We start from the raw sequence: 14,243 nt of genomic DNA, 5'->3' as shown, positions 1-14,243 counted from the left end.
TCACCCGAGGCCAGATCACCACCGGTCATCACAATGCTGTAAGACGCAGCATTCCCTTCGGCCACACTGGCATCCCCACTGAGCGTGAAGGTCAGTGGATCATTTGCAAGAATAGTCCCTGTTGCAGCAACACCACCTACGCTGATGTCATAAAACTCATCAAGTTCATAAGTGGCATCATCAACAGCATAGGTAGTAACATCAAACTCAGTCACTCCCGCAGGAACCGTAATTTCTCCGGCGACTGAATCATAAGTCACTCCATTGGTGAACTGAAGATTATCCCAATCGCCTGGTTCAGTAGTGTTATCGATAATGCTAAAGCTGTAGGTTTCATCATTAACGCTCTCACCGCTCATGGTAACGGTATGCGTTAAGGTATTACCTTCCGGCTGAGTATCCGAAGTTACGTCTGCAACCGTAATGACAGTGGTATCTGTAATGACCGTGTTAGCCGTATCATTAACGCCGATAGCAACCTCTTCAAGGCTGCTGTTGTGACTAACAGACACGATCTGAGCAACCAAAGGCTCATCGCCTTCATAATTACTATCCGTAAGCGCTTCAATAGGGAAGGTAGTGCTTGAACCACCGGTGATCACTACAGAGTTAGGCAGTGTACTGGTATCAGCTCCTCCGGAAGCTTCACCCGACCATTCCAAATTAACGGTGACAGTCTCACCTACTGGAACGACAACCGGATTACCTTCATTATCAACAAGGTGAACGGTATAGTTAACAATTTCACCTTCAGGCACAGACTCGCTGTCGACCACGATTTGCGCATAAACGGTATCCACAACCGGAGTAACGATAATATTCCCCGTTGCAGTGTCATAACCGCCATTGCCATCCGTGATTTGATAAGTAAAAGAGTCATTCCCGTTGTAGTCAGGATTTGGTGTATAGGTATAGGTTCCATCACCATTATCAATAAGCGAACCATTATCAGGCTGAGTAACTGAAACGATGGTCAGACTGTCACCATCCGCATCGGAGTCATTGGACAGAAGGTCTTCGGAGGTAATTACGATACTGGTGTCTTCAGGCGTTGTGAAAGCATCATCAACGGCGACAGGTGGAACCTGTAGCAGATCTTCACCTTCAGGAGAGATCAGAGCATCTTGAGCGGCAAACTCGTCGGACTCAAATGCAAGAGGATCCGTTGTTTCAACAACACGAGCGACCTGAGGAACACCGCCTTCAGCTTCATATTGCGCATCGGCAGCATCAGCAATACTGTAAATTTCCAGCGTCATAGCACCACCGGCATCAGCGGCACCACCACCGGCTGCAGTCGCATCCAAGGCCTCTAACAGATCACCACCTTCAGGGTTATCAATTGCCGCCAATGTCTCTTCCAGAGAGTCAACTTCAATCGCATTATCCTCTACGGCATTCACTTGCTCCGCCAAAAGGTTACTGCTCAACGTTAAAACCTGATTCGGGCCAAGGCTCACCTTTTGACCGCCTGTAAGCATCAAGGTGGCAGATCCGTCTTCACCGGTCTGAATGATATCTCCCAGATGTAATACATCTGCGACTTCTACGAGTTTACTGTTTCCGTCCTGGTCAGTAACGATAACGGAATTCTCTGCTTGAATAATGGTTGCGACTTGAGTTGACATAATGGCTCTCCTAACTCTGTCTGAGATTTATGCATGTATTTTTATTGTTATTTGATTGTAAATAACGAAAATCCGCATTTCATCGTACTAAAGTATTAATCAGACCCTATTCACACCATTTCTTGATCGTAATTTACTTTTGAAACAAAACTTCATTAAATCTTTATCGCACAGATGTTTGTACTTTTTTATTGGATATAATCCATAACTATATTAATAATATTTCTTATCGACTAATTAAAGTTGCACAATAGATTTGTACATTAACTTTCACTAAAGAAAGTATATAAAACATACTCAAGAAGGATACTCATATGACTACTCAGCTCGATCGCTCTTTTATTCGTAGAGGTTTAAAGTTTCTCGCCTTATCCGGAATGATTGTATCGATGCCATCACTGGCTGTTTCTCCAGCACCGATGTCGCCTAATAATCTTAACGACACGATTCAGTATGCCATCGATAAAAACCCTGAAGTTCAGGCTCAATGGCATAACTTTCTAGCGTCACAACAAGATACCAACAGTGCTGCATCTGAGTATCGTCCAAATCTGGACTTCTTTGCCGATTACGCTTTCATGTACAAAAGCTACACTCAAAACGAGCGCTATGACGGAGCCAGCGCCAAACTATCGCTTACACAAATGTTGTATGACGGCAACCGCACCGAGAAAAACACTGAAAGCTTCAAAAATACTGAACTGGTTCGCTATTTTGAACTTCTAAGCTCAGTCGAAAACACGGCTCTGGATACCTATACCGCCTATCAAGATGTCTTGAGATACCGCAAACTGACAGAAATCGCTCAGCAGAACTACCAAAACCATCTAGACGTTTATAAAAAGATCGCTGCCGGTGTTGAGACGGGCGCGACCCGTCGAGCAGACCTGGAGCAAATCAGCGGTCGTTTGGCATTAGCAGAATCAAACCTGCTTACTGAAAAAGCAAACCTGCATGACGTCAGCGCGCGTTTTTTGCGAATTGTCGGCAGCATCCCTTCGAAAGATCTGGCGAACGTCGATTTTGACGAAAACACGCTTCCAACGACATTTGACGATGTCATGAATAATGCCTATCAGCACAATGCTGCATTCCATGCAGCAATTCGCAATATTGATGCCAAACGCAGCAGTGTTGAGCGCGAAAGAGCCGGTTTCAAACCTCGCCTTGACTTGGTCGGCGAATACGGAGCCCAAACTTACGACTTAGAAGGTAATGATGACGCAACCCAGAACGGAAGACTGGCTTTGGAGTTCCGTTATAACATTTATAACGGTAAACGTACCGATTCCCAAGTTCAACGAGCTTTGGAAGAAGTCAGTCGAGCAACTTATTTGCGCGAAAAAGCCTGTGTCGATATGCGTCAAAACCTGCAAATTTCTTTTAATGATGTACGCAAGTTGAATGACCAGATGCCAATCCTGAACCAACACTTGGATGCATCCGATAAAGTTCGCGTAGCCTTCAAGGATCAATTCTCGATCGGCCAAAGAACCCTGCTGGATTTATTGGATACCGAAATTGAATATTTCCAGGCTGGACGCGCTTATGCCAATGCGGTTTACGATCGAAACATTTCCACCGCTAAAACTTTGGCGGAAATGGGTCTTCTGCTCAGTACACTGAACATTGTCAAAGGCGAAATGCCAAGTCTTACCGACCTTGGAGCCGAGGAAATCCCAGTCGATCCTGAAACGACTTGCCCGATTGCGCAAATTCCTGACTTGTACGGCGAAGTCGAGCACCCAGGCCCACTTGCAATGCCTAAGGCAACAAAATTCGAAGTTCCAGCAGCTGACGATGCAGATGGCAACACTTATCGTCTGACAGTAAACTTCAAATACAACTCTTCTATCATTGATCAGAGTTATGCTAATGATATTGCCGAATTAGCCCAGTTCATGAAAGACCATCCTGATACCAAAGTTGAAATTCAGGGGCATGCTTCACTGGAAGGACCGGAAGTGTATAACCAATGGCTATCTGAAAGACGCGCGGAAGCGGTTGCAAAAGAACTGGTAAAAACTCACCAGATTGAAACTTCTCGTGTCAGCAGTGTCGGCTTTGGTGAATCGCAACCTATTATCAATGCGATGACACCTGAAGCCCATAAAGCCAACCGACGTGTTGAATCTAAAATCACTTTAATCGTAAAAGAGTAAAGGGTTTTTAAAATCGACTTAAAGCCACTAAAACATTCGTTTTAGTGGCTTTTCCTTTTTTATACCGACTATTTTTTGCCAAAAATAGCTTTTAACAAGCAAATATCTATAAAATAGAGCGATAAAAAATGGAAGATAAATACTGTAGCTTTATATGAGTACTGATCTGCAACAACACGACCCTCTGGCAAACTGCCTGCTACACCTATGCCAGCTTCACGACAGACCAATCTCCAGAGAATCTTTGTTAAACGGCTTGCCTCTGGAACAAGGCTTCCTGACTCCTTCTACTTTTGAAAGAGCTGCCAAAAGAGCCGGTCTAAGCAGCAAAGTACAATCGCGCAAACTTCAGCAGATTAACCCTCATCTACTCCCTTGCATATTACTGTGTAGAAACCCGACTACAGGTGATAATGACGCCTGTATCCTGTATGGGTTCGACAATCACAACGCGCTGGTCGCCTTTTCCGAATTACCTGACAGCACCGATTCGATTCCTCTCGAAGAATTGGAAGAGCAATATATCGGTCAGGTCATTTATGTTCGTCCTGAGTTTCTCTACCAGAACCAATCACTGAAAATCGAAAAACCATCATTACATTGGTTTTGGGGCGTAATTCAGGAAAGCCGAGGACTGTACAAGGACATTATCCTTGCCTCGGTGATGATCAATTTATTCGCAATCGCCATGCCCCTTTTCGTCATGAACATTTATGACCGGGTAGTGCCGAACCATACAACGGAAACACTCTGGATTCTGGCCGCGGGAATTTTTATCGTCATCGTAACCGAATTGGTATTAAGGCTGATGCGAAGTTGGTTTATAGACCTGGCAGCAACGCGTACCGACGTAAAACTCTCCTCAACGATCATGGAGAGAATCCTGAATATGCAGCTGGCTAACCGCCCTTATTCTTCAGGTTCTTTTATCTCCAATGTGCAATCGTTTGAGGCCATACGCAGCTTTATCGGCTCACTGACGGTTACTACACTGGTCGACCTGCCGTTCGTCCTTCTCTTTACCTTAATTATCGCTTTGATTAATCCGATATTGATCATTCCGATCGTTATCTCGATTATTATCGTTTTAAGCTACGCTTTAAGCGCACAACAGAAGATGCATGAACTCTCGATCGATTCGATGGAAGCCAGTGCAACCCGTAACGATACCCTTTACGAAGGTATCTCCAACATCGAAACGCTCAAAAGTTTCAATGCGCAAAGCCGTGTGCAATCACGCTGGGAAAAAGCCACTCTTTTTATTACCCGCAATACTGCAAAAATGCGTTTTCTTTCCGCTTCGATCACCAGTGGAGCGCAATGGATACAGCACCTTGCCGGTGTCAGCGTTATTATTCTGGGGGTCTACCTGATTATCGAGGGTGAAATCTCCCAGGGTGGATTGATCGCTGCCTACCTTTTGACTTCCCGTGCGATGGCGCCGGTCAGTCAGACGGCAGCCCTTCTATCTCAATATCATTTCGCGTCCACCTCTTATCAGGCACTTGAAGAAATTATGAAGCGTAAAGTCGAACGTCCGGCCGGTAAATCCTGGATCAGCCAGGGTAAACTGAGAGGTGAAATCGACTTTCAACAGATTGACTTCAAATATCCGAATGATGAACGCCATGTCTTGAAAGGCGTTAATTTCAAAATCAAGGAAGGTGAACACGTCGCCATTCTCGGTCGCAACGGTTCCGGTAAAACGACTGTCGAGAAACTTCTGCTTGGTTTGTATCAACCGGAAAACGGCAGCATACTCATTGACGGTATTGACCTGCGCCAAATCGACCCGGCAGAATTGCGACGCAATATCGGTTATATTCCTCAAGACATTGTTTTGTTTAATGGAACCCTTAAAGACAACCTAACCTTTGCCGCTCCTTTAGCCAGCGACGAACAGATTCTGAATGTCAGTAAAATCACCGGTCTTGAAAGTTTAATCCGCTCTCACCCGGAAGGGTTTAATATGCAAGTTGGTGAACGGGGCCAACAATTATCCGGCGGCCAGAAACAGATGGTGGCGCTAGCCCGTGCACTGATCAACGATCCGCCGATACTGTTATTTGACGAACCAACCGCATCTCTGGATTTCTCTGCCGAGAATCAATTCAGCCGCAATCTGAAACAGATTATTCAGGGAAAAACACTGATCACCATTACACACAGAACAAGTTTACTTAATTTGGTTGAACGCATTATCGTCTTTGATAAAGGCAGATTGGTTGCCGACGGTCCAAAAGACCAGGTACTTGAGGCGTTGCGACACGGACAAGTTGGAAAAAATGCCTCATGAGAATGGATAACTCCAAAACAGCCGAAGAAGCAGCATTCAACGAAGTCGGCACTCTAAGCGATAAAATTGGCGGGAAAGGAAAGCCGCTAATGGACCTGGCTATTCCGAGAACGAACAAAATCAATGCCAGCGACTGGGTCGTCGATGCTGAATGGGCGCGGATCCAACAGCAACCGATTCGTGCCAAACGTGTTCTGTATATGGTCTTAATTACGATTATCCTGCTCATCGTCTGGGCTGCCAATGCCAGCCTGGATGAAATTACACGCGGCATAGGTAAAGTCATCCCATCGCAAAAACTGCAAATGGTGCAATCGCTGGATGGCGGCGTTATCAAGGAGATCTTGGTTGCCGAAGGCCAACAGGTTAAAAAAGGCGATCTGCTTCTGAAAATAGACGCAACACGCTCGCAGTCGAATTTCTTTGAAAATGAAGCGCAAAGCCTTGCACTACAGGCTGAAATCATTCGTCTTCAAGCACTGACGGAAAATACTCCTCTGGAATTTCCAGAATCACTGGCACAGGCTGCGCCGGATATCATCGAACGGGAAAAACGCCTGTACCAGTCAAACCAATCCGAGTTCAATGAACAAAATAAAATCTTGCGCTCTCAACTCTATCAACGTCAGCAAGCCCTGCGCGAAGCTGCCGCGGCTGAAGCACAGCACGAACAAAGCATCGCTCTGCTCTCAAGAGAATTGGCCGCAACCCGTCCACTGCTTAAATCCGGTGCCGTTTCCCAAGTTGAGCTGTTACGCCTTGAAAGAGAACTCAACAGAATGCGCGGAGATTTAGCCAAGACACAGGCGATTATTTCCCGTAACCGTGGCGCCATTAACGAGGCGCGAAATAAAATCGCCGAACTTAAGATAACGACCGACAAACGTTGGCGTGAGCAACTTACCGAAGCTTCGACCAAACTCTCAAGTCTGGAACAGGTGGCAAAAGGACTTAGAGACGTGGTCGCACAGACTGAAATCAGAGCGCCAATCAATGGAACGGTTCAGCGTCTTTTGGCCAATACCATCGGAGGGGTTCTCAGCCCTGGACAAACCGCTTTAGAAATCATTCCGACGGACGATAACTTAATTATCGAAGCGAAAATTTCTCCTAAGGATATCGCCTTTATCCGAGTCGGTCAGGATGCGACCATTAAATTCAGCGCTTACGATTTTGCAATTTACGGAGGTATGGATGCGATCGTCATGCAGATCAGTCCCGACTCCATTACCGATGAAAAGAATGAGACTTACTACATGGTAAAATTGCGTAATAATAGTACGGATTTATCTGATAAACTAGAGATTATTCCAGGTATGACTGCACAAGTGGATATCATTACCGGCAAAAAAACTGTCCTTGAATATCTTTTCAAACCCATTTTACGCGCTTCTTCCGAAGCAATGAGAGAGAGATAAGATGCAACTTTTCACCGAAAAAGGCTTTACTACCGATCATTGGAAATCCGTTTTCCCTGAGATCCAGGTTGAATTTGTTGAAGAGATGAATATTGATTCCGATAAAACAGCAACACCTAACGAGCTGACTTGGATCGTAACGCAAACACCCGGTTGGCAGAACCGGATTACTCACTTTGTGAAGCAGGGAAATAAAGTCATTGCACTGACCCGGAAGGCCGATCTGAATGAATTTAAGGATGCATTTTCCTCAGGAGCAACCGGCTACCTTGATGCATTATCCAATGCAGAAATGCTAAAACTTGCCAAACAAACCGTTGAAAAAGGTGCGGTCTGGCTTCCCTCCCCAATCGTGAACGACCTTATTAAAAGAACCTCTCAGAAGATTGAATCCAAATACCAGCCAAATCTCGATGAATTAACCCAGAAAGAAAAAGAAGTCGCTGAAAAAGTCGCGCAGGGTGAATCAAATCATGAGATCGCTGAAGAGATGAAGATTAGTGAAAGAACCGTCAAATCCCATCTGACGCAAATTTATAACAAACTGAATCTTCGAGACCGACTGCATCTTATGCTTTATATCAGAGGCGCGGTCAATTAACAGGGCAAACCGCTTTATGATGCTTTTCGCTGAGTTCAACGAAAAGCGAATACACAGCTGTTCACAATACAAATGCGAGTAATCAGGTAATAAAAACAATGTTGAGCCAAGGCGAACTACCCTCCCTGACCATGAATGCATGGCAAACTTTACTCAACCTGATGCCCAATCCGGTCGCCATACTTCAACGAGTTCCCGGCGTGAATAAAGATAATGACGCCTTAATTCTGGTTAACAAATCTTATCTGGAAACCATTGGCTATCCACTCGAGGAAACCCCTGATCTGCATACGTGGTTTGAAAAGACCTGCCCAGACGATGACTATCGCAACTTGATCATCAACCAATGGAATGCTCAGCTCTCGGCAAACAACGATAAAACGCATAACACCCTTTCGGTTCCCTGTCATTTAAGTTGTCAGGACGGTGAAAAAAGATGGCTGCAGATATCCACTCATCGTCACTACCCCATCACCGATAATCTCCGACTGATGGTCATGCTGGAAACCTCAGAACCGGAAGAGATCATCCAATCGTTGCAAGACACGACAAAAGCCCTGCAAGCCAGTAACCATGAACTCCTTAAGCAAAAATCGCTACTAAAACAGACACAAGAGCTGGCCAAAGTTGGAAGTTGGGAGCTGGACCTAAAAACCGGTCTGATCAACTGGTCTGATGAGATTTATCATATGCACGGCACTGAACCCGGCAGCTTTCAACCGGATTTAGCTTACCTTCTTAATGTTTCCACTGAGGCCGAAGATGCGAAGAAACTCAAAAACGCATTGGAGACGGCTATCCTTACCGGAGAAAAGCAACACCTTACCCACAAAGTCAAACGCCGGGACGGTAAAACGGGAATCATAGAACTGACCGGTTTTATTGAATACGATGAACACAATAGACCGCTCAAAGCGGTAGGCTCTTCGACCGATATCACGCATGCCTTGGAACTGCAGACACAGAACAATGAACTTGCTGAGATTATGGAGCGGGCCTATCAGGAAATCTTCATCTACAGCACACACAACTCGCGCTACCTGTACGCCAATAAAGATGCTCTAGAAAGCCTGGGGTACACTCTGGAAGAGCTTCAGAAAATGAGTATTGATCAGGTCTACCCGCATTTGACCAACGGTGAACTCGAACAATACAGCATCCAGGCCGAGAAAAATCCCAATCAACAGAAATTACTGTCACAGGTTCGTAAAAACGGCACCGCTTACCCGGTAAAGGCCAATATTCAGAAAGTTCAATTCAAGGGCGAAGAAGCCATCGCCCTGTTCAATAGAGACATCAGCGAATTAAAGGAAGTCGAGGAAACTCTGCGCGAACAGAACCAACTGTTTGAAAATATTTTGCAGACCGTACCAACACGCATTTTCTGGAAAGACAAAAACGGCGACTATCTTGGCGCGAACCAGCATTTTCTGAATGATCTGAAAATAAGCAGTCAGGATGAACTTCGAGGCAAAAACGACCTTGAAATCGAATGGCCTTCCGGACAGGGAAATACCTACTTCAAGCAGGATATGTTCGTGCTCAATGAAGGTCGCTCTCTGCTGCAGCTCGAAGACGCTTTCATTGACGAGGATGGCAGCATTCAAATCTGGATGATGTCCAAACTGCCTCTCAGAGATGAAACCGGTAAAGTGACCGGCCTGCTGGGAACCTATCAGGATATCAGCAGCCACCGCCAACTGGAAATCAAGCTCCGAGAGCAGACTCAAACATTACAGCACCAGGCTTATCATGATGCGCTGACACAGCTCCCGAACCGAGCTTTGCTGTATCAACGAATCGAGCAGGCGATCCACCGAGCCGAACGCAATAACAGCCAGTTTGCCGTTCTTTTTATCGACCTTGACCATTTCAAGCAGATCAACGATTCTTTAGGCCACGACACCGGCGACCAGGTACTGCAAGCGATGGCCAGACGCCTCAGCGACAGTCTACGCAAAGACGATACCATTTCCCGTTTGGGCGGTGATGAATTCACGATTCTGCAGGAACCGCTGAACGATTATCAGGATGCTTCGGCACTGGCTCAGAAATTGATCAACGCCACCAGCCAGCCGCTGACGATTCGAGATCATACCTTTTACCTGTCAAACAGCGTCGGTATCAGCATCTACCCGAAAGACGCGATCACTCCAGACGCTCTGCTCAAAGCGGCAGATGCCGCAATGTATCGCGCCAAGGATCAGGGGCGCAATAACTTCCAGTTCTACACCAATGACTTAACCGAACAGGCATTCGAACATCTGTCAATGCAGACTAAAATCCGCCAGGCACTGGATAACGAGGAATTCATCCCCTACTTCCAACCGCAGATCAATGCACAAAACGGCAAACTGGTCGGACTGGAAGTCCTCGTCAGATGGAAAAACAAAGACGGCGATATCATTCCGCCGAGCGATTTTATCCCGATCGCGGAAAAAACCGGCCTAATCGTGCAACTGGACCGACAGGTAATGCGAAAAGCCATTGAGCACTATACGCAATGGAAAAAACTCGGCGTTATCGAAGGCCGCCTCTCTTTGAACCTTGCCGTCAAACAAGTTCAACAGAAAGACTTTTTCACCTTTATCTACAACCTGCTAAGCAAGATGCAATGTGAAGGTTCATGGCTCGAACTCGAACTGACCGAGAGCGATATCATGACGAATCTTGAAGAGATGTCGCAAAAAATGAATCAGCTTCGCGAACTGGGCATCAAAATTTCCATTGACGACTTCGGTACTGGTTACTCCTCGCTTTCATACCTTAAAAAACTCCCGGTCAGAAAACTTAAAATCGACCGCTCCTTTATCCGTGACTTGCCAGACGATGAAGATGATGCCGTTATTACCAAAACCATCATCTCCATGGCGGAAAACCTCGGGCTGGAGGTTATTGCCGAAGGCGTCGAAACCGTTGAACAGCGCGAGTTTCTGTTGCAAAACGGTTGTTATCAATTGCAGGGCTTTCTGTACAGCAAACCCCTCAATGCGACTGAAACTTTAGCCTACCTTCGGAAACTGTAAACCGAAAAAGCCCCTCTTTCTTTTCCACAGAAACTGTGGATAACTATTTAAAAGACGGGGCAAAAATCAGGCTAAGTTATTCTTTAGCCAACAATTTCTCCAGCCATGCTTAAACTTTAAGCAATCAGTCAAAATTCGCCCTTTCCAGAACATGGATTTCGTTGTATTCTGGTGAGTTCAGATTATGCTTCAGCGCATCAAAATTCATACGTCTCACCGCAAATAGAAGGAATCTTTATGCGCATCTATGCCGAGACCGAAAATACTTCCTCCGTTGATCTATCCAACAGCCCATACAGTTGGCAACGCATCTTCGATCTGGTTATCCGACATAAAAGTGCTCTTATCAAAGCGCATATCATCGCGCTACTGGCCATGCTGGCAACCGTACCGCTGCCGCTGTTGCTGCCGATTCTGGTTGACGAAGTCCTTCTGGACAAACCAGGCTATATCATCAACACCTTGAATACATGGGTGCCAAGCGACTGGCACGGACCAATTTACTATATTGTCGCAATTACTGTCATTACAGTCTTTCTTCGTCTTCTTGGACTATTATTCGGCGTCTGGCAGATGCAGCAGTTTACCGTCATTGCCAAAGAGGTCACTTTTCAAATCCGTCGAGACCTGTTATCCAGAGTGCAGAAAGTGGCGATGTCTCGCTACGAAACCATGGGCAGCGGCAGTATTTCCGCAACCATGGTCAACGATGTCAACACCATCGATAACTTTCTGGGCACCACGGTCGGCAAGCTGATTATTGCGGTGTTTTCCCTCATAGGTGTCACCGTGATTCTACTCTGGCTGCACTGGCAACTGGCACTGTTCATCCTGCTGATGAATCCTCTGGTCATTCATCTGACAATGCGCCTCGGCCGAATGGTCAAAACGCTCAAACGTGAAGAAAACAGCGCGCTGGATATTTTTCAGCAAGCTTTGACGGAAACACTGGATGCTCTGCAGCAGATCCGCGCTTCCAACAAAGACCATTCTTTCTTTGACCGCATTCGCGGCCAGGCTCAAAATATTCGTACCCACTCCGAAGCCTATACCTGGAAGAGCGATGCCGCCAGCCGTTTTTCATTCATGGTTTTTCTGGTCGGATTCGATATCTTCCGCGGCGTCAGTATGCTAATGGTCGTCTTTTCCGACCTTTCTATCGGTGAAATGATGGCGGTATTCGGTTATCTGTGGTTTATGATGGGACCGGTTCAGGAAATACTCGCAATCCAATACAGCTACAGTGCCGCCAGTGGTGCTTTACAGCGAATCAATAACGTTCTCGATCTGGAGCAGGAACCCAGCTATCCGCTGAAACACAATCCGTTTCTCGGTTCGGATCCGGTGGAGTTGAAAGTGGAAAACTTACACTTCCACTACCCCAGCCGTGATGAGCCGGTGTTGAACAATCTTAATTTCACCATCCATCCGGGCGAAAAGCTGGCACTGGTCGGCGCCAGTGGTGGCGGAAAAACCACCTTGGTACAACTGCTGCTTGGCTTCTATCAGGCCGATCAGGGCGCCATCTCGTACAACGGCATCCCCGTCGAGGAAATCGGCCAGGATACGATCCGGGAGAATGTTGCCACGGTTCTGCAACACCCGGCTCTGTTCAACCAAAGCATCCGCTTCAACCTGACCTTAGGATCGGAGATAAACGATGAACAGCTATGGCAAGCTCTGGAACAGGCTCAGTTGGCAGAAAAAATCCGTGAACTGGATAAAGGCCTGGAAACCGTCGTCGGACGCAACGGCATAAAACTCTCCGGGGGGCAGAGACAGCGGCTCGCGATTGCACGTATGATCCTGCAGGATCCGAAGGTGGTTATCATGGACGAAGCGACCTCGGCGCTGGATATGCAGACCGAGCGGCAGCTTTATCAGGATCTGGCGCCTTTCCTCAAAGGACGCACGACACTGATTGTCGCTCACCGTCTGAGCTCTATCCGACAAGCCGATCGAATCATGGTCTTCGAAGACGGTCAGATTATCGAAAGCGGCAGTCACGACGAATTGATGGCGAATCAGGGAACCTACCACACCCTGTATCGATAAAAAGCGTCTTCAAGACTCTTTACAACACAAAAGCCCCGGTTAAATCCTTTAACCGGGGCTTTCTCTTGAATGACTGACCTGTAAGCGCTTAAGCTTACTTAGACTTGCAGTCCAGTTTGTAAGCGGCCTTCATGGTATTTTCCAGCAAAGTCGCGATGGTCATTGGCCCGACACCACCTGGAACCGGAGTAATCCAGCTGGCGCGCTCTTTAGCCACTTCGAACTCAACATCGCCAACCAGACGACCGTCTTCAAGACGGTTAATGCCAACATCAATCACAATCGCTCCCGGCTTGATCCATTCACCTTTGACCATTTCAGGAATTCCGACACCGACAACGACCAGATCAGCTTGCGCGACTTTTTCCGGCAGATTTTTCGTCGCACTATGGCAGATCGTTACCGTTGCACGCTCATTAAGCAATTCCAGCAACTGTGGAACCCCAACGATATTTGAAGCACCGACCACAACAGCGTCCAATCCTCGCAACCCGATTCCGGTTTTGGACAACATGGTCATTACGCCGTGCGGAGTACAAGGTGCCATAATCGGCATACGCGTCGCCATACGGCCGACATTGTATGGATGGAAGCCATCGACGTCTTTACACGGATCAATACGTTCAATAATCTCTTCCGGATCGATATGATCCGGAACCGGTAGCTGAACAATAATCCCGTGAACTTCCGGATCCGCATTCAGCTTATCAATCAAAGCCAAAACTTCTTCCTGTGTGGTCTCTGCCGGCAGAACTTCAGAAACGTCATTGAAACCGGCTTTTTCACAAGCGATTTTTTTATTGCGGACATAAACCTGAGAAGCAGGGTCTTCCCCCACGAGAATAACCGCCAGTCCTGGACGACTGTTTCCTGCTGCAACCTGACGATCAACTTCCTGACGAATGGACTCCCGCAACTCTGCGGCAATCGCTTTACCATCCAAAATTTGTGCTGACATAAGAGGCACCCACTCCTTAATATGATAGGAAAAATTGCCTTGTATGATACCGTAAAATGCGACAGAAATTTCACCGCAAACATAGCTTCTGTTTATAAG

General features: G+C 46.6%; 8 protein-coding genes. 6 read left to right on the top strand and 2 right to left on the bottom strand.

The annotated features are described in order from the left end of the window. Window positions 1-1,628: retention module-containing protein (locus J3999_RS08805; protein WP_208127527.1), on the bottom strand; the 1,628-nt coding region annotated here is incomplete at its 3' end. Window positions 1,629-1,942: 314 nt separating this feature from the next. Between J3999_RS08805 and J3999_RS08800 the strand changes: the two genes are divergently transcribed. The 6 genes from J3999_RS08800 (at window position 1,943) to J3999_RS08775 (ending at window position 13,186) form a co-directional block, all read left to right on the top strand. Beyond that, window positions 1,943-3,790, top strand: a complete 1,848-nt coding sequence (locus J3999_RS08800; protein ID WP_208127526.1) for a TolC family outer membrane protein — start codon at window positions 1,943-1,945, stop codon at window positions 3,788-3,790. Between the two features lie 154 nt (window positions 3,791-3,944). Further along, window positions 3,945-6,086: a type I secretion system permease/ATPase gene (locus J3999_RS08795; protein WP_208127525.1), complete on the top strand. Its 2,142-nt coding sequence runs from the start codon at window positions 3,945-3,947 to the stop codon at window positions 6,084-6,086. After that, the gene (locus tag J3999_RS08790) at window positions 6,083-7,504 is read left to right on the top strand and encodes an HlyD family type I secretion periplasmic adaptor subunit (RefSeq protein WP_208127524.1); all 1,422 of its coding nucleotides are present in this window, start codon (window positions 6,083-6,085) and stop codon (window positions 7,502-7,504) included. The genes J3999_RS08795 and J3999_RS08790 overlap by 4 nt, the downstream gene beginning before the upstream one ends. 1 nt (window position 7,505) lies before the next feature. After that, window positions 7,506-8,105 (top strand): response regulator transcription factor, encoded by a 600-nt coding sequence (locus J3999_RS08785; protein WP_208127523.1) that lies wholly within the window; start codon window positions 7,506-7,508, stop codon window positions 8,103-8,105. Window positions 8,106-8,203: 98 nt separating this feature from the next. Continuing rightward, window positions 8,204-11,131, top strand: a complete 2,928-nt coding sequence (locus J3999_RS08780) for an EAL domain-containing protein (RefSeq protein ID WP_208127522.1) — start codon at window positions 8,204-8,206, stop codon at window positions 11,129-11,131. A 237-nt stretch (window positions 11,132-11,368) separates the two neighbouring features. Further along, complete coding sequence (locus tag J3999_RS08775; RefSeq protein WP_208127521.1) at window positions 11,369-13,186, top strand: ABC transporter ATP-binding protein; 1,818 nt, start codon at window positions 11,369-11,371, stop codon at window positions 13,184-13,186. A 94-nt stretch (window positions 13,187-13,280) separates the two neighbouring features. On the opposite strand, the gene folD is transcribed toward J3999_RS08775, so the two are convergent. Continuing rightward, the gene (gene folD, locus J3999_RS08770; protein WP_208127520.1) at window positions 13,281-14,144 is read right to left on the bottom strand and encodes a bifunctional methylenetetrahydrofolate dehydrogenase/methenyltetrahydrofolate cyclohydrolase FolD; all 864 of its coding nucleotides are present in this window, start codon (window positions 14,142-14,144) and stop codon (window positions 13,281-13,283) included. Window positions 14,145-14,243 lie beyond the last annotated feature (99 nt).

The sequence above is a fragment of the Thiomicrorhabdus sp. 6S3-12 genome, from assembly GCF_017571475.1.
Lineage (GTDB): Bacteria > Pseudomonadota > Gammaproteobacteria > Thiomicrospirales > Thiomicrospiraceae > Thiomicrorhabdus.
This window is presented reverse-complemented; position numbering and strand designations above follow the sequence as displayed.